The following is a 16,012-nucleotide window of genomic DNA, read 5'->3' on the forward strand; positions in this document are numbered from 1 at the left end:
ATGTCAGCTAGAATTCTGGTCGTAGATGATGATCAAGAAATTTGTGAATTGCTACAGGAGTATCTGACGAAACAAGGATATATCGTCAGTGCCGTGAATGATGGTGAGCAAATGCACCTTCACATTGAGCAACATGGGTACCCAGACCTTATTTTGCTCGATGTGATGTTACCCGGTGAAGATGGTTTTTCTTTATGTCAGGCGGTTCGTCGGCATTCGTCTACACCAATTATTATGCTGACCGCAGTTTCAGATGACACCGACCAGATCATCGGCTTAGAAATCGGCGCTGATGATTATCTCGCCAAGCCATTTAATCCGCGTCATCTTAATGCGCGCATAAAAGCCGTATTGCGCCGAGTTAAAGTGACCAAAGAAGAGCAAGTCAGCCCTTTAACAGCCAAGCCTATTCGTTTTGGTGACTGGCTGTTGGACACTTTGTCACACAGAATAACCCACCAAGAAACCCAACAATCGCACGATTTATCCGGCAGTGATTTTTCGCTGTTGATGCTTTTTCTAAAACGTCCGAATCAAATAATCGACCGAGATACGATCTCAGTAGAGACGCGAGGTCGGGAAGCGTTACCCTTTGAACGAGGCATCGATGTTCAGCTCAGCCGTTTGCGTCAACGTCTCGGTGAAAGTACCAAATATCCACATTACATAAAGACGATGCGAGGCAACGGTTACTTTCTCGCTGTGCCAGTCAGTTATGAACAATAAATGGTGGCGTTTTCTCAGGCGATTTAAGCCAAACTCGTTAGTTAATCGTACATTAGGCTTAACGTTATTGGCGGTGATTTTGGCTCAAGGTGTGGCAACAACCATTTGGTATACCGAGTCAAAACAGAAAGAACTGGCTGGGATTCGCGATGCGTCTCAAAGCATGGCGAATATGTTCTCCTCAACGGTAACCTTCTTTCAGTCGTTGCCTGTCAGCTATCGTCATATTGTGCTCGACCAGATCCGTAATATGGGCGGGACGCGCTTTTTTGTGTCGTTTAATCGAGAGCAGCTCATTGTTGAACCAATTAAAGATACTCCGCTTAAGTTGGCTTCTCTCGAAGCGATAGAAGAGGTGCTGAAAAAGAAACTCCCAAAAGTAGACACGATTTTGGTCGACTTCTCGTTGCCCGAAAACCTACGTTTGCTGAAAAACGATATCTATTTGAGCGATTTACCCAAGTCGTGGGCACATCACACCCTAACGTTGAGCCCAATCGATCCTCCGGTGTTAGTTGTGCAGCTCGAACTTGCCAAAGATGAGTGGCTCTATATCGCCGCTTTGCTGCCAGCCCCTTACGTCAATCTAGACGATACCTTAATTGAGCGAGAGCAGATCCTGTTTCTGATTTTTTCTACCACGATTTTATTGGTTCTCACTTATTTGCTGATGAAAAGGCAGGTGAAGCCGTTAAAGCGATTGGCAAAAGCCGCCAATGAAATGAGTATGAACGTAGAGCAGGCTCCGCTGCAAGAAGAGGGCGCGAGTGAGCTTGTCACCGCCACACGAGCATTTAATCGGATGCAGCAGCGAATTCGTCATTATATTTCTGATCGGGAACAATTGTTTTCTTCAATCTCCCACGATTTAAAAACGCCCATTACCCGTCTAAGGCTGCGCGCTGAGCTGTTGGAAAGTGATATCAAACGCGAAAAATTTAACCGTGATCTTGATGATCTGGAAATGATGGTGAAGGGGGCGCTTCAGACCGTAAGAGATACAGAGTTGCATGAAAATACGGTCAATGTTGACCTGAATGACGTCATTACTAGCGTGATTGAGCCTTATAATCAGCAACAAACACGGGTGACGTTTTCGCCTAGTCCCATTAAATCAATCGTTGCAAAGCCATTGGCGATAAAACGCGTTATCGGCAACTTGGTTGATAATGCGGTGAAATATGGGGAAAAAGCGGAAATAACCCTCACCAACTTTGATGGCCGGGTCAAAATCGAGATTTGTGATCAGGGGCCTGGCATTCCAGAAGATCAGCTCGACATGGTATTTGAGCCGTACTATCGGTTGGCTGATGATGATCAGGGCCACGGGTTAGGGCTTGGAATTTGCCGTAATATTCTCCACGGTCATGGCGGAGATCTCATAATTGACAACTTGCCTAGTCGCGGGTTACGTGTTCAAGTGTTTGTTTAATATCAACTAAAACCTTAATGTAACATGATTGTTACGTTAAGGTTACGCTTTGTTTCAATCAAAATTTTCTCGTTGGATAGACTGACTTTAGTTCAAGTATGAACGCTTGAGGTCATCGAGTCGTCGACCTGAATGTCTAATCCAATACACGGAAGATAATAATGAAACTAAATAAAACCCTACTAACTCTTTCTCTGCTCTCTGCGGCAAACATGGCTAACGCGGGTGAAGTCGAAGTGCTTCACTGGTGGACGGCTGGTGGTGAAGCAAAATCTGCGGCTGTTCTGAAACAAATGTTAGAAGAACAAAATCATACCTGGAAAGACTTTGCAGTCGCTGGTGGTGGTGGCGAGTCAGCGATGACCGTGCTTAAAACTCGCGCGGTATCTGGCAATCCTCCATCGGCGGCTCAAATCAAAGGACACGATATTCAGGAGTGGGGCAGCTTAGGTTTCCTTACTTCACTGGAAAGTACGGCGAAGCAGGAAAAGTGGGATGACCTGCTACCATCAGTTGTCACTAAAGTGATGAAGTACAAAGATGAGTATGTGGCTGTACCGGTTAACGTCCACCGTGTTAACTGGCTGTGGGCAAACCCTGAAGTACTGAAAAAATCAGGTGTAGAACTTCCAACAACACTGGACGAGTTTTTTGCTGCGGCAGACAAAATTAAAGCGGCCGGCTTTATCCCACTCGCTCATGGTGGACAGCCTTGGCAAGACGCGACCGTGTTCGAAGCCGTCGCACTGGACGTGCTGGGAAGTGAAGACTACAACAAAGCGTTTGTAGACCTAGATATGGACGTATTGTCTGGCGATAAAATGGTCGAAGTCTTCACCAAGTTTAAGAAGATCCACGACTACATTGACGCTAACTCACCAGGGCGTGACTGGAACGTTGCGACCTCGATGGTGATTAACGGTGAAGCGGCTATGCAGATCATGGGTGACTGGGCGAAAGGTGAATTTACTGCGGCAGGTAAAGTGCCGGGTAAAGACTACATTTGTGCGCCTGCGCCAGGCACTGACGGTCAATTTACGTTTAACATTGATAGCTTTGCTTTCTTTGAACTCAGCAACGAAGAGAACAAAAAGGCACAGCAAGACTTAGCTCGTACCATTCTGACCAAAGAGTTTCAGGAAGTCTTTAACCTCAACAAAGGCTCCATTCCAGTTCGTCTTGATATGGATATGGCGAAATTTGACCAATGTGCTCTGGACTCAATGGAAACCTTCAAAGCCAGTGCTCAGTCCGGTGATTTAGTGCCGAGTATGGCACATGGCCTGTCGACCACAAGCTATGCACAAGGTGCAATCTATGACGTCGTGACCAACTTCTTCAACGATGACAATGCGGATCCGAAACAAGCAGCACAAAAGCTAGCGAAAGCAGTGAAAGCCGCTATCTAATCCATTGACAGATCACACCCTAAAGGGCGTACAGGCTTGTAGGGAGCCTATGCGCCCTTCCTTTAAGACGTAAGGATTCGTTATGGAGCATGTTGTGAATCGGTATCCAAAGAAGTCCCACGCGAAACTCAGTTTGGCGGACAGACTTCAACACTGGTTGCCGAAAATCGTCCTTGCCCCGACCGTTCTGGTAACTGTGGTATGCATCTATGGTTACATCTTCTGGACGGCGGCATTATCAATGACCAACTCCCGTTTTCTGCCAAGCTTTAATTTTGTTGGTTTTACTCAGTATGAAAAGCTGATGGATAACGATCGTTGGATCACTTCTATTAGCAACCTTGGTATTTTTGGGCTGCTGTTTATGCTCATCGCTATTGTTCTTGGCGTGGGCTTAGCCATTTTGCTTGATCAAAATATTCGTCAGGAGGGCGCAATTCGGACCATTTATCTCTATCCGATGGCACTCTCGTTTATTGTTACTGGTACCGCATGGAAATGGATTCTCAATCCTGGTCTGGGAATAGAGAAACTAATGCAGGACTGGGGTTTTACCAATTTCAAATTTGACTGGTTAGTAAATTCTGACCTGTCGGTGTACACCTTGGTGATAGCCGCTGTTTGGCAGTCATCCGGTTTTGTCATGGCGATGTTTCTGGCGGGTTTGCGCGGCATTGATTCATCCATTATCAAAGCGGCACAAATCGACGGCGCAAGTCTGCCAACCATTTACTGGCGCATCATTATGCCTTGCTTAAGACCTGTCTTCTTTAGCTCGGTAATCATCACTTCACACATTGCGATTAAGAGCTTCGACCTGGTAACAGCGATGACGGCTGGTGGCCCGGGGTACTCTTCAGATTTGCCCGCACTGTTTATGTACGCGCACTCATTTACTCGTGGTCAGATAGGTTTGGGGGCTGCAAGCGCGATGATGATGTTGGCAGGTATTCTCGCCATTTTAGTTCCTTATTTGTACTCAGAGCTTAGGGAGAAAAAGTCATGATGCGTAGTGTGAATTTCTCTCGGCTGTTTATCTACTTCGGGTTAGCGTTTTTTTGCTTATTTTATTTGATGCCGTTGTTCGTGATGGTGGTGACTTCATTCAAAACACTGCCAGATATTAAAGCGGGCAACTTGATGAGTCTGCCAACCGAATGGGTCTTCGATGCCTGGTATAAGGCGTGGGACAGCGCTTGTACGGGCGTGAAATGTGAAGGGGTAAAAGGGTATTTCTGGAACTCTTTCCAAATGGTGATTCCTGCAGTGGCGATCTCCACGCTGTTGGGCGCATTTAATGGTTATGTGGTGACCAAGTGGCAATTCCGAGGTTCAAACTTGTTCTTCAGCTTGCTGCTGTTTGGCTGCTTTATTCCGTTTCAGGTGATTTTGTTACCAATGGCGGCGGTGCTCGGTAAGTTAGGTTTGGCAAATACCACCACTGGCTTGGTTATCGTTCATGTGATTTATGGTATGGCGTTTACCACTCTGTTCTTTCGTAACTTCTACATCAGTATTCCGGATGAGCTTGTCAAAGCCGCGAAGTTGGATGGGGCAGGTTTCTTTACCATTTTCTTTAAAATTCTTCTGCCAATTTCGACGCCAATCATCATGGTGACGGTGATTTGGCAGTTTACCGCTATTTGGAATGACTTCTTGTTTGGTGTTGTCTATTCAGGTTCCGAAACACAGCCAATTACGGTTGCCCTGAACAACTTAGTTAACACCAGTACAGGGGTGAAAGAGTACAACGTCGATATGGCGGCGGCGATCATTGCGGCGTTACCAACGCTACTCGTTTATGTATTAGCAGGAAAATACTTTGTTCGTGGCCTTACGGCTGGATCGGTAAAAGGATAATTATCATGGCAACACTCGAACTTAAACAAATCCGTAAAACCTATCCAAAAGCGGAACAAGAGACGTTAAAAGGTATCGATATCAGTATCGATTCGGGAGAGTTTCTTATCTTGGTTGGCCCATCTGGTTGTGGCAAGTCGACACTGATGAACACCATTGCGGGTTTAGAGAACATCAGCTCCGGTGACATCGTGATTGATGGTAATAATGTGTCGAATGTGGAACCGAAAGATCGCGATATTGCGATGGTGTTCCAATCGTATGCGCTATATCCAAATATGACGGTAAGAGGCAACATCGAATTTGGTCTCAAGATTCGTAAAATGGCGAAAGAGGCAATTGATGCCGAAGTGGAGCGAGTGGCGGAAATGCTACAGATTGATCATCTGCTTGACCGTAAGCCTTCGCAATTATCAGGTGGTCAGCGCCAGCGAGTTGCGATGGGACGTGCGCTTGCTCGTCGCCCTAAGCTGTATCTGTTTGACGAGCCACTTTCGAACTTAGATGCGAAGCTGCGTGTTGAAATGCGCCACCAGATCAAGCGTCTTCACCAGCAACTTAATACGACGATTGTGTACGTAACGCATGACCAGATTGAGGCGATGACACTCGCGGACCGTATTGCGGTAATGAAAGACGGTGAGTTACAGCAACTGGGGACACCACAAGAAATCTACAACAAGCCTAATAATATGTTTGTCGCAGGTTTTATGGGCTCACCTTCGATGAACTTCATTAAAACCATGGTCGATTTGGATGCTCAGGATAACCCCGTGATAAAAGTGACAGGCAGTAACGCACAGGAGCATCACATCAAGCTGCCAGCTTCGATGCGAAAACAAGACGGCAAAGAGATTGTGATTGGCTTGCGTCCGGAACATATTACGGACAGTGAGAACCAAGAGTCTGCTGCATCTACCAAGCTTGATTTACAGCTTGAAGTCCTTGAGCCAACGGGGCCAGATACCATCGCGATGATTAAGGTTAACGATCAAGAAGTCGCTTGTCGCTTGTCTCCGGAGTTCGATGTAAAGGTTGGTCAGGTCGCGCCGCTGCATTTTGATTTGTCCAAGGCGGTTTTCTTCGACGCTTCAACTGAGCAACGCATCGAGTTTCATTGACGCTGGAGTAAGGCAAATCAACAACTCGTAACTTTTAAATGGCAGCCAAGCGGCTGCCATTTTTATTTGCTGATTCAAGAATGTGTCTAAATCCACCCACTTAATCATTTGGCGTGGGTAGATTTCACCCATTTCAAAAATAATTTTGTGATCTAGGTAAATACACTGTGAATGGTATATTTTTAAGTGTTTGATTTATAAAAATAAAAACGTAGTTAAAGAAAGTGGTTCGGTCCTTGCTTTAGTAGATGCATCAACACCCAGTGATGGGGTTGTTCATTTATCAAGGAGAATAATAATGTTTAAGCCTGTTACCCTACTAACTGCCTCAATTCTTGCTGTTACCAGTTTTAACGCTGCCGCAAACTGTGACCCAGGTGAGCTGGTCATCAAATTCAGTCACGTAACCAACACCGATAAGCACCCGAAAGGGATCGCGGCGTCGCTGCTTGAAAAGCGTGTCAATGAAGAGATGAACGGTAAGGCGTGTATGCAAGTGTTTCCTAACTCGACGCTTTACGATGATGACAAAGTACTTGAGGCTATGTTGAATGGGGACGTACAACTTGCTGCACCTTCACTGTCTAAGTTTGAAAAGTTCACCAAAAAATTCCGTTTGTTCGACCTTCCTTTCCTTTTTGATGACGTAGACGCTGTTGACCGCTTCCAAAACTCTGAGGCGGGTGAAAAGCTTAAGAATGCGATGAACCGACGTGGTATTCGAGGACTAGAGTTCTGGCACAACGGTATGAAGCAAATCTCAGCCAACAAACCACTGGTTCACCCGGAAGATGCTAAGGGGCTTAAATTCCGCGTACAAGCTTCCGATGTATTGGTTGCGCAGTTTGAACAACTAGGTGCTAACCCACAAAAAATGTCATTTGCCGAAGTGTACGGTGGCTTACAAACTAAAGTTATCGATGGTCAGGAAAATACCTGGTCGAATATCTACGGTAAAAAGTTCTTCGAGGTTCAAGACGGTACGACTGAAACCAACCACGGAATTTTGGATTACCTAGTGGTTACTTCTACCAAGTGGTGGGATGGACTTCCAGACGACGTACGTGACCAGCTTGCGATGATTCTTAAAGAAGTGACTCAAACCCGTAATGCTGAGTCAAACCGCGTAGAGCAACAAAACAAAGAGTACGTTATCGAAGCTGGTGGTGTGGTTCGCGAGCTGACGCCAGAACAGCGTGAAGAATGGGTAGCAGCGCTTAAACCAGTTTGGAACAAGTTTGAAAAAGACATTGGTTCAGAGTTAATTGAAGCGGCATTAGCGGCCAACCAAAAATAACTCAACATAATGATAAGCGGCTCCCGTTCGTCGGGAGCCAAACTTACCTGATTCGAGCGATGTACCGTTATGGAACACTCATTTTTTTCGAAAGTCGGTCAGTTTACCGACAAGGTTGAAGAAACTTTAATTGCTTTCTTCCTCGGAGCGATGACGATGCTGACATTTGTCAACGTCGTGATGCGTTACTTATTCAATGACAATATTCTTTGGGCGCTTGAAGTTACCGTTTTTCTTTTTGCCTGGATGGTTCTCGTAGGCGCTTCATACGGTGTGAAAAAGCATTTTCACATCGGTGTTGACGTGGTGATTAACTTATTACCTGAACGGTTTAGAAAAGCTTGTGCTTTGCTTGCCGTGTCATGTTGTTTGACGTTTTCAATTCTACTTCTCATTGGTTCATGGAATTACTGGTACCCGTTTGCCACAGAGCGAGCATGGTACGAGACGGATGATATTCCGATGCCAGAGATGTTGCAGTTTATGGCTGACTGGCTCAACGAAGGCGAGCGCTACGAGAAGCTGCCTCGATTTATTCCTTACATGGCACTGCCAATTGGTATGGCGTTACTGACGTTTCGTTTTGCTCAGGCGGCCTACCAAATACTGACTGGCAAGCTTGACCGTCTGATTTCCAGCCATGAAGGCGAAGAAGAGTTAGAAGCACTTAAAGAAGAGCTTAAAGATGCGGGTGATGTGATGGAACCCACGCAGGGCAAAGACAACAGCCAAGATAGCAACAAGAATAAGGAGCACTAACCGATGGATATTTTATGGTTATTCTTGATGGTGATTGGCTTCATGCTGTTGGGTGTTCCGATCGCGGTTTCACTGGGCCTATCCAGTATTTTATTTTTGATGTGGCACTCAGATGCGTCTCTGGCATCGGTTGCTCAAACGCTTTTTAATGCGTTTGAAGGACACTACACTTTACTTGCTATCCCGTTTTTCATCCTCGCATCGAGCTTTATGTCCACTGGCGGTGTAGCGAAGCGCATCATTCGTTTTGCGATTGCAATGGTCGGCTGGTTCCGTGGTGGTCTTGCTATGGCTTCAGTTGTGGCATGTATGATGTTTGCCGCGCTGTCAGGGTCGTCACCGGCGACGGTAGTTGCGATTGGTAGCATCGTTATTGCAGGTATGATCAAAAACGGCTATTCCAAAGATTTTGCCGCAGGGGTTATTTGTAACGCGGGCACACTAGGTATCCTGATCCCACCTTCTATCGTAATGGTTGTGTATGCAGCAGCGACAGATGTGTCGGTAGGTCGTATGTTCTTGGGTGGTGTTATTCCGGGGTTGTTAGCCGGTGTGATGCTGATGATTGCCATCTACATTGCTGCCCGAGTTAAGAACTTACCGAAACAACCTTTTGTAGGCTGGAAAGAAGCCATCGCGGCAGCTAAGGACGCAATCTGGGGATTGATGCTGGTAATCATTATTCTCGGTGGTATTTACGGCGGGATTTTTACCCCAACGGAAGCGGCGGCAGTAGCAGCGGTCTACTCCTTCTTAATTGCTAACTTTGTTTACAAGGACATGGGGCCGTTTGCCGATAAACAGAATACCAAGCCTGCCGTGGTGAAAGTCATTCAGAGCTTTGTTCACAAAGACACTCAGCAAACGCTTTTTGAAGCCGGTAAGTTGACGATCATGCTGCTGTTTATCATCGCAAACGCGCTGATACTGAAGCATGTTCTGACAGAAGAACGCATCCCGCAGATGATCACCGAGTCGATGCTTTCTGCTGGTTTAGGTCCAATCACATTTTTGATCGTGGTAAACGTTCTGCTCTTGATTGGCGGCCAGTTCATGGAACCTTCTGGTTTGTTGATCATTGTGGCGCCACTGGTATTTCCTATCGCCATTGCTTTAGGGATTGACCCTATTCATTTGGGTATCATGATGGTGGTGAACATGGAGATTGGGATGATCACGCCGCCTGTAGGGCTAAACCTCTTTGTTACAGCAGGGGTGGCTAAAATGTCGATGATGAGTGTTGTTAAAGCGGCGTTGCCTTGGGTGGCGGTAATGTTCCTGTTCCTCATTATCGTAACGTACATTCCTTGGGTTTCAACATGGTTACCGACGATGTTGATGGGGCCAGAGATCATTACCAAATAACGGGCTCAGACTCATTAACGCAAAAAGAGGTGTGACATGTCACACCTCTTCGTCTATTGATTTGTAGTCATGCCTTCTGGGCTGAGAGTTTATTCTTCGCTCGTAGCCATGCCATTTTTGTTTATTCTTTCTGCGATCCTCACCGGAGCGTCGTTCTTCCTGATAATGTCCGTCGACAAACACTGTTTCCCTAATCACAGGTATCTTCGTTTTCTCATTCATGTTTAGCGCTACCAACCATGGAACTATAAATAGTATGAGACAGGTTGACTAAAGCGACAAATGTGATGTCAGGTTTTATTTATACAGATCTTTATCAATCTGATAGCGTTGCATTTTGTCATACAGTGTTTTGCGAGGAACATTCAATTGAGTCATGGTTTGCTTAATACTGCCATTATGCTCGAGCAATGCGCGCTCAATGGCTGCTTTTTCAAACTCTGCCACTTGCTCAGCCAAGCTAGAGGAAGGAGCCGGAACCGGGCTTGTATCTCCGAGTTGAATCAATTTCCCAAGCAGGACAAAGCGCTCTGCTGCATTTCTCAGCTCTCGTACATTGCCGGGCCAGTCATGCGCCATCAATGTTGCCAGATCTTGAGACGACAAGCTCGGAGAGCTTTTTCCGTATCGAGAGGCCGCCACGAGCAAAAAGTGATGGAAGAGAGCAGGGATATCCTCTTTGCGCAGTCGCAGAGGGGGTAAATCCAGTGTGACCACATTCAGTCGATAGTAGAGATCTTGACGAAATGTTCCTTCTTCGGCGGCACGTTTTAAATCCACTTTGGTTGCCGCTATTACACGAATATCAAGGGGAAGGAGTTCGTTTGATCCTACTCGCTCAATAACTCGCTCCTGAAGAACGCGCAGTAGTCGAATCTGTGCTTGAATGGGCATGGATTCGATTTCATCCAGGAATAACGTCCCGCCTTGAGCAAATTCGAATTTACCAATCCGGCGACTTTCTGCGCCAGTAAATGCGCCTTTTTCATGGCCGTAGAGTTCACTTTCGATCAGGTTTTCTGGTACCGCACCACAGTTTACGGCGACAAAGTTGTGATTTCTGCGCAAACTTTGTTCATGTAATGAGCGAGCGACGAGCTCTTTACCTGTACCTGTCTCACCGAACAACAAAATATCAGCATCAGTATCGGCAATGTGAGAAATCGTATCGCGTAGCATCTGGATACTGACCGTTTCGCCGATAATTCGAGGGCCGAGAGCCTGACTGGCTTTGAGTGATTGCCGTAACTTCTCGTTTTCATTCGTAAGCTGACGCTTTTCGATCGCGCGCTTGACCGTTTCAACCAACTGTTCGGGAGAAAATGGTTTTTCAATAAAGTCGTAGGCACCTTGATGTAATGCGTTCACCGCCATTGAGATGTCACCATGCCCAGTAATCATGATCACTGGCAGGTGGTTGTCTCTTTGCACCAGAGTATTAAGTAGATTCATTCCTGATATGCCGGGTAAACAAATATCAGTGATAACAACGCCAGGTTCCTCGCCGTTTTTCATCGTCAGCAGAGCGGACTCTGCATCGGGGAAAAACTGTGCGTCGATATCGGCCAGTTCGAACGTCTGTTCTATTGCTAGCCTGAGATCCGCTTCATCATCAATAAAAAACACCTGACACATAATTATTCCTCTGAACCTTTTTCAGCGTGCATTGCTACAACAGGTAAACAAACTGAGAATCGAGCGCCACCCTGCGCTTGGTTGTAAGCACTTAATTGGCCGTTCATTCCACTCAATATTTGCTGTGATATGGACAGTCCCAAACCCAGGCCATTTTTCTTGGTAGTTAGAAATGGCTCACAAAGCTCGGTGAGGGAGCGTTGTCCTATCCCTGGGCCATTATCATCGATATGAACCATGATTTGATTTCGATTCTGGTCATGTTCTATCGAAAGCCAGACCTGTCTATTCTCTTGATCTTTGACCGCTTCAATCGCGTTACTCAGCAGGTTGACTAGGACTTGTTCCAGCTGAATCGTGTTGATAAAAACCTCTGCATCCTTTGCCGTTAGATCGGTCGACAAGTTTACGCGGGCTGACTTGAAAGCAGGCTTCATTAACTCTTTGGCAGAGGCGACGACAGGCAACAGCCGGGTTTTAGTTAGCTCAGTACCACTGGTTTTCTTGGCAAATGAGCGCAGTTGTTGGCTGATATTCGCCATACGATCAGTGAGCGCTGAAATACGGTTTAAATTGTCTTCGACTCGTTCAAATTTTTCTTTTTGTAAGAATAGCTTACCGTTTTCCGCGAAACTGCGAATTGCCGCAAGGGGATTATTCAGCTCATGGCTAATACTTGCGGACATTTGACCCAGTACAGCGAGTTTTGCTGCCTGAACCAACTCATCCTGAGTGACACGTAGTGTTTGCTCTGCCTCTGTTCGTTGAGCGATCTCTGCTTGCAATTCCGCAGTACGAGCCATTACTTGATATTCCAGTTTTTGATTGGCTTCTTGCTGAATCAGCTCGAGTTGTAAATGGCGTTGTTGGCGGTGATAAATCAGCTGGCCGATAAGGAATAAAATGGTAAAAATGAGAGTAAGTACCAGCAGGTAACCTAAGGTTATCCAAACGATAGATTGTTTAGGTGACAATACCCTCATGGTCAGTTTTATCTCGGGAAGAGCGAGAGAAGAAACCACCAGAGTGCCTTTATTGTATGGGTAACCTTGCTTCAATTCGCTAATAGGTAGGCTCAGATCTCCGACGAAATTTAAACTACGAATTTGCGTTTCGAGGTATTGTCGGCTAGCCCAAACTTGTTTTTTTTCTACCTCACTAAGCGGTTGTAAACTTTTGAGTAGCCAGTCCGTTCTGCTGCTCATGAACACAATGCCGTTAGGATCACTGGCGACAAATACGCTATCTGGTTGCTGCCAGTTATCTTCGATTTTACTCAAATCCATTTTTACGACCACAACGCCAATCACGCCGCCTGCGTAAACGATGGGAGAAGAGTAGTAGTAGCCCCGCTTACCAGACGTTGACCCAAGTGCGTAGTATTGGCTCTGCTCACCGATGATGGCTTGTTTGAAATAAGGACGAAAAGCAAAATTGCGCCCGACAAATGAATGCCTTTGCCGCCAGTTACTGGAGGCGATGGTGGTTCCCCACTGATCAATGAGATAAGTGTCGGAAGCGGCGATAACTTGATTTACCGATTCCAGATAGCGATTCGTTACTTCAAGTTGGGCGCTATTTTTCGGGTGCAGCAATGCCTCAAACAAAGGTGCATCTTTTGCCAATAGGTTAGGAATATGAGCGTACTTATCCAATTTGTTCTTAATATGGCTAGAAAACTGTTCAAGCTGAGACTGGTGTTTATCCAGTAGCGATTGATAACTGTTTTTCCAGACCCAGTGGCCACCAACAAATGCACACAGGAAATATAAGGCGAAAAAAATCAGTAGAATACGGTTTCGTTGTGACATTCCTTCGTTCCTGACTTTGCTACTTCTTTGTAATTAAGAAATGTTAATGGCTTGTAGGTCAGATTGGGGATTTAGTTGCCAAGTCTGTGGAGTAAAACAAGAGCAAGATCTCTTTTTACGCTTTTCAATAAAAAAAGCGGTCGATTCCCTTGAAAAAGTCGCTATTGTCCCCATTCTAGATATGCCGATGTTTCTGATGCGGGTGTTTTATCGCATTTTTTACAAAAAATGAGGCAACATTCGAGAATTTAGTGCAGACAATGTCCACATAGTGGCTATTGGCTCGACAGGGTAGTAACAGATCGCTAGAATGTCGCGTCTAAAAATCTGTCTTGAGGCTAATAGGAGATACCTTTGGTGATGACACTGAAGATATCACTGATTAGTCCGGTACTGATGAACAGTATCGATACTCGATTTAAATTAGGTGCTCGGACAGAACACAACACAAGGATGAAGCGTTAACTCAGGTGAGTTACGCTCATACGCTCGGAAAACCGAGCCACTTTAGAGGTTTATATATAATGCAAGTTACTGTTGAAACGCTAGAGGGCCTAGAGCGCCGTCTAAACATTACTGTTCCAGCTGCAAACATCGAAGACGCTGTAACAGCTGAACTACGCAACATCGCTAAAAACCGTCGTTTCGATGGTTTCCGTAAGGGTAAAGTGCCTCTAAAAATGGTTGCTCAGATGTACGGCAAAGCAGTACGTCAAGACGTTCTTGGTGAAGTTATGCAACGTCACTTCATCGAAGCGATCGTAAAAGAGAAAATTAACCCAGCTGGCGCGCCAACTTTCGCTCCTGTAGAAAACAAAGAAGGTGCAGACCTAGTTTTCACAGCAACTTTTGAAGTTTACCCAGAAGTAGAGCTTAAAGGCCTAGAAAACATTTCTGTAGAGAAGCCTGTAACTGAAGTTAAAGATGCAGACGTAGAAGAGATGATCGATACTCTACGTAAGCAGCAAGCAACTTGGACTGAAGTTGAAGAAGCAGCAGAAGACGGCAAGCGCGTAAGCATCGACTTCGTTGGTTCTATCGACGGTGAAGAGTTCGAAGGCGGTAAAGCTGAGAACTTCCCACTAGAAATGGGCGCTGGTCGCATGATCCCTGGTTTCGAAGACGGTATCGCAGGTAAGACTGCTGGTATGGAATTCGACATCGACGTGACTTTCCCAGAAGACTACCACGCTGAAAACCTAAAAGGTAAAGCAGCGAAGTTCGCTATCAAAGTGAACAAAGTTGAAGCACGTGAACTACCAGAACTAAACGACGAGTTCGTTTCTAAGTTCGGTGTTGCTGAAGGCGGTGTAGAAGCGCTTAAAGCTGAAGTTCGTAAGAACATGGAACGCGAACTTAAGCAAGCTGTTAAGAACCGCATCAAAGAGCAAGCTCTTGACGGTCTAGTTGAGCAAAACGAAATCGACGTACCTGCTGCACTTATCGACCAAGAAATCCAAGTTCTACGTCAGCAAGCTGCACAACGCTTCGGTGGTAACCCAGAAGCAGCTGCACAGCTTCCACGTGAACTGTTCGAAGAGCAAGCTAAACGTCGCGTAGTTGTAGGTCTTCTACTTGGTGAAGTAATCAAGTCTGAAGAACTAAAAGCGGACGACGAGAAAGTTAAAGCGCTAATCGAAGAAATGGCGACTGCATACGAAGATCCATCAGAAGTTATTGCTTACTACGAGCAAAACGAGCAAATGATGAACAACATGCGTAACGTAGCGCTAGAAGAGCAAGCAATCGACGCGATCATCGCTAAAGCACAAGTTTCTGAGAAAGAAGTAGGCTTCAACGAGCTACTTAACCAGCAACAACCTGCTTAATAAGCAATATCTTGCGTAGAAGGTTGACTTCACGTTAACTATTCTGCTAACAATGGTCCGTATGATACTCATCATCCGGGCCATTTATTTTAGGGACATAAGAATATGAGCTACCAAGAAAAAAATGCAATGTCGCCAATTATGGACGCACTAGTACCAATGGTGGTTGAACAAACTTCCCGAGGCGAACGTTCTTACGACATCTATTCCCGATTGCTAAAAGAGCGTGTGATTTTTTTAACAGGTCAAGTGGAAGACCACATGGCAAACCTTGTCGTGGCTCAACTACTTTTCCTAGAATCTGAAAATCCAGATAAAGATATTTTCCTATACATCAACTCTCCAGGCGGCAGCGTAACAGCAGGTATGTCTATTTACGACACCATGCAGTTTATCAAACCGAATGTAAGCACAGTATGTATGGGCCAAGCATGCTCAATGGGTGCCTTCCTACTTGCTGGTGGTGCTCCGGGTAAGCGTTACGTTCTGCCTAACTCACGTGTGATGATCCACCAACCGCTAGGTGGTTTCCAGGGTCAGGCTTCTGATATCCAAATCCATGCTCAGGAAATCCTGACTATCAAGCAGAAGCTAAACAAGTTGTTAGCAGAACATACAGGCCAGCCACTTGAAGTGATTGAGCGCGATACTGATCGTGACAACTTCATGTCAGCAGAGCAGGCTGTGGAATACGGTATCGTGGATGCAGTGTTACGCCATCGCGGCGAGTAATTTGCCAGCGCATTTTGGCAAAAATTGATATACACT

General features: G+C 45.8%; 15 protein-coding genes. 12 read left to right on the forward strand and 3 right to left on the reverse strand.

What is annotated here, in order from left to right:
- The 9 genes from VEJY3_RS04310 to VEJY3_RS04350 all read left to right on the forward strand — a co-directional run bounded on the left by VEJY3_RS04310 (position 1) and on the right by VEJY3_RS04350 (position 9,969).
- On the forward strand, positions 1–726 hold the full coding sequence (locus tag VEJY3_RS04310; RefSeq protein WP_014231206.1) for a response regulator: 726 nt from the start codon (positions 1–3) through the stop codon (positions 724–726).
- Positions 716–2,158, forward strand: coding sequence for an ATP-binding protein (locus VEJY3_RS04315; RefSeq protein WP_014231207.1), 1,443 nt, complete (start codon positions 716–718; stop codon positions 2,156–2,158). The genes VEJY3_RS04310 and VEJY3_RS04315 overlap by 11 nt, the downstream gene beginning before the upstream one ends.
- Positions 2,159–2,319: 161 nt before the next feature.
- The gene (locus VEJY3_RS04320) at positions 2,320–3,567 is read left to right on the forward strand and encodes an ABC transporter substrate-binding protein (RefSeq protein ID WP_014231208.1); all 1,248 of its coding nucleotides are present in this window, start codon (positions 2,320–2,322) and stop codon (positions 3,565–3,567) included.
- An 82-nt stretch (positions 3,568–3,649) separates the two neighbouring features.
- On the forward strand, positions 3,650–4,573 hold the full coding sequence (locus VEJY3_RS04325) for a carbohydrate ABC transporter permease (protein WP_014231209.1): 924 nt from the start codon (positions 3,650–3,652) through the stop codon (positions 4,571–4,573).
- Entirely contained in the window at positions 4,570–5,427 is an 858-nt protein-coding gene (locus VEJY3_RS04330) for a carbohydrate ABC transporter permease (protein ID WP_014231210.1), read from the forward strand. The genes VEJY3_RS04325 and VEJY3_RS04330 overlap by 4 nt, the downstream gene beginning before the upstream one ends.
- Positions 5,428–5,432: 5 nt before the next feature.
- On the forward strand, positions 5,433–6,548 hold the full coding sequence (locus VEJY3_RS04335; RefSeq protein WP_014231211.1) for an ABC transporter ATP-binding protein: 1,116 nt from the start codon (positions 5,433–5,435) through the stop codon (positions 6,546–6,548).
- A gap of 298 nt (positions 6,549–6,846) precedes the next feature.
- Complete coding sequence (locus tag VEJY3_RS04340; protein ID WP_014231212.1) at positions 6,847–7,845, forward strand: TRAP transporter substrate-binding protein; 999 nt, start codon at positions 6,847–6,849, stop codon at positions 7,843–7,845.
- A 69-nt stretch (positions 7,846–7,914) separates the two neighbouring features.
- Positions 7,915–8,604: a TRAP transporter small permease gene (locus VEJY3_RS04345; protein ID WP_014231213.1), complete on the forward strand. Its 690-nt coding sequence runs from the start codon at positions 7,915–7,917 to the stop codon at positions 8,602–8,604.
- A 3-nt stretch (positions 8,605–8,607) separates the two neighbouring features.
- Positions 8,608–9,969, forward strand: a complete 1,362-nt coding sequence (locus VEJY3_RS04350) for a TRAP transporter large permease (RefSeq protein WP_014231214.1) — start codon at positions 8,608–8,610, stop codon at positions 9,967–9,969.
- 39 nt (positions 9,970–10,008) lie between these two features.
- Here VEJY3_RS04350 and VEJY3_RS25935 read toward each other — a convergent pair whose 3' ends face one another.
- The 3 genes from VEJY3_RS25935 to VEJY3_RS04365 all read right to left on the reverse strand — a co-directional run bounded on the left by VEJY3_RS25935 (position 10,009) and on the right by VEJY3_RS04365 (position 13,415).
- Complete coding sequence (locus tag VEJY3_RS25935) at positions 10,009–10,191, reverse strand: hypothetical protein (protein ID WP_014231215.1); 183 nt, start codon at positions 10,189–10,191, stop codon at positions 10,009–10,011.
- 75 nt (positions 10,192–10,266) lie between these two features.
- Positions 10,267–11,604 (reverse strand): sigma-54 dependent transcriptional regulator, encoded by a 1,338-nt coding sequence (locus VEJY3_RS04360; protein ID WP_014231216.1) that lies wholly within the window; start codon positions 11,602–11,604, stop codon positions 10,267–10,269.
- A gap of 2 nt (positions 11,605–11,606) precedes the next feature.
- Positions 11,607–13,415 carry an ATP-binding protein gene (locus tag VEJY3_RS04365; protein ID WP_014231217.1) on the reverse strand — a complete coding sequence of 603 codons (1,809 nt, stop codon included), beginning with the start codon at positions 13,413–13,415 and terminating at the stop codon, positions 11,607–11,609.
- A gap of 46 nt (positions 13,416–13,461) precedes the next feature.
- On the opposite strand from VEJY3_RS04365, the gene VEJY3_RS26115 reads away from it, so the two are divergent.
- From VEJY3_RS26115 to clpP, 3 genes are all read left to right on the forward strand, one after another.
- Complete coding sequence (locus VEJY3_RS26115; protein WP_014231218.1) at positions 13,462–13,647, forward strand: hypothetical protein; 186 nt, start codon at positions 13,462–13,464, stop codon at positions 13,645–13,647.
- A 292-nt stretch (positions 13,648–13,939) separates the two neighbouring features.
- Positions 13,940–15,244: a trigger factor gene (gene tig, locus VEJY3_RS04375; RefSeq protein ID WP_014231219.1), complete on the forward strand. Its 1,305-nt coding sequence runs from the start codon at positions 13,940–13,942 to the stop codon at positions 15,242–15,244.
- A 105-nt stretch (positions 15,245–15,349) separates the two neighbouring features.
- The gene (gene clpP / locus VEJY3_RS04380) at positions 15,350–15,976 is read left to right on the forward strand and encodes an ATP-dependent Clp endopeptidase proteolytic subunit ClpP (protein WP_014231220.1); all 627 of its coding nucleotides are present in this window, start codon (positions 15,350–15,352) and stop codon (positions 15,974–15,976) included.
- Positions 15,977–16,012: the final 36 nt, after the last annotated feature.

Origin of the sequence: Vibrio sp. EJY3 (assembly GCF_000241385.1) — a bacterium.
Classification (GTDB): Bacteria; Pseudomonadota; Gammaproteobacteria; order Enterobacterales; family Vibrionaceae; genus Vibrio; species Vibrio natriegens.